This window comes from Caballeronia terrestris, from assembly GCF_001544515.1.
Taxonomy (GTDB): Bacteria; Pseudomonadota; Gammaproteobacteria; order Burkholderiales; family Burkholderiaceae; genus Caballeronia; species Caballeronia terrestris.
This window is the reverse complement of sequence record NZ_FCOL02000402.1, coordinates 1-1,418: the sequence shown is the minus strand read 5'-3', so window position 1 is coordinate 1,418 and position 1,418 is coordinate 1. Positions and strand designations below refer to the sequence as shown.

Sequence of the window (1,418 nt, the reverse complement as noted above, 5' to 3'; positions counted from 1 at the left end):
GCCGTTGCCCCGAAGGCCGACCGTCCCATTCATTCCTGAGAGAACCGTATGGCCGCCGCCAAGAAATCGACCGCCGCTCGGGCGCTCGCCGAATTTAGCGACTTCAACCTGAAGCTCGCCCGTGGACAGCAGATGCTCGACCGCATCAAGGACGAGCACGTAGAGATCGCGACCGCGGACAAGGAAGTGGTATTCCGCGAAGACAAGACGACGCTGTACCGCTACAAGCCGACAGCCAAGCGCACCCTGGGAGTACCCGTGCTCGTGGCGTACGGACAGATCGGCCGCTACACGATGACCGATCTGCAGGAGGACCGCTCGATGCTGCGCAACCTGCTCGCGCTCGGCGTCGACGTGTACGCAGTCGATTGGGGGAGCCCCACCCGCAGCGATCGCTGGCTCACGTTCGAGGACTACGTCGATGTCTATCTGAACGACTGCGTCGAGTTCATCTGCCGCGAGCACGGATTGCCCGCGATCAATCTGCTCGGCATCTGCGAAGGCGGCGTCTTCTCGTTGTGCTACGCCGCACTCTACCCGGGGCGCGTCAAGAACCTGATCCTGACCATCACGCCGGTGGACTTCCATCAGGATCAGGCTGAAGGCCGGCTTAATCACGGGCTCCTCAACCTCTGGACGCGTGGGTTGAGCGAGGACGACATCAACCAGTTGATCGAAGCGAACGGCAACTTGCCGGGAGAGTTGATGAGTTATGTCTTTGCCCAGATGACGCCGGGCGCCACCTTGTCGAAATACAACGTGGGTCTGCTCGACACCTTCGATGACGAAAAGAAGCTCCTGAATTTCTTGCGCATGGAGAAGTGGCTGGCTGACCGGCCGCATCATCCGGGCGAAGCTGCCAAACAGCTACTCATCAACCTCTACAAGAACAACGAGCTGATTCGCGGTGAGTTTCAGCTGGGTGGCCGCACGGTCGATCTCGCTGACATACGTATGCCGGTGTTGAACGTCTATGCGAAGGACGATCACATCATTCCGCCGAAAACGACTCAGGCGTTGAGAGATGCGGTCGGTAGCGACGACTATCAGGAGATCGGCCTCGAGGGCGGCCATGTTGGCGTCTTTGTCAGCGGCAAGTCGCAGGGCGTGCTCGGCAAAGGCATCGTCCAGTGGCTGCACGAGCGCGATGATGCGCCAGCCTGACCCTCACTCTGACCCGGACCCGACGCGATGCAACCCGAACTGAAGCAGGTCTCCGTAATCGGCCGAGGTGGCTTTCACAAGCTCGCCTATGCCGAGTGGGGGCCGCCGAAGGCCGAGCACACTGTCGTCTGTGTTCACGGCGTGTCTCGCACCGGGCGCGACTTCGACATGCTCGCGGCTGCACTTGCGGCCAAGGGCGTGCGAGTCATCGTGCCCGACCTTCCAGGGCGCGGCCGCAGCGAATGGCTCGCGTC

At 61.5% G+C, this 1,418-nt stretch carries 2 protein-coding genes; both read left to right on the top strand.

Translation table 11 applies throughout. The features are described from left to right. The first annotated feature begins 48 nt into the window (after nt 1-48). Nucleotides 49-1,164, top strand: coding sequence for a class III poly(R)-hydroxyalkanoic acid synthase subunit PhaC (gene phaC, locus AWB67_RS37775; protein ID WP_087660849.1), 1,116 nt, complete (start codon nt 49-51; stop codon nt 1,162-1,164). A gap of 27 nt (nt 1,165-1,191) precedes the next feature. After that, the coding region (locus tag AWB67_RS37770; RefSeq protein WP_200822427.1) for an alpha/beta fold hydrolase at nt 1,192-1,418 on the top strand (227 nt) is incomplete at its 3' end.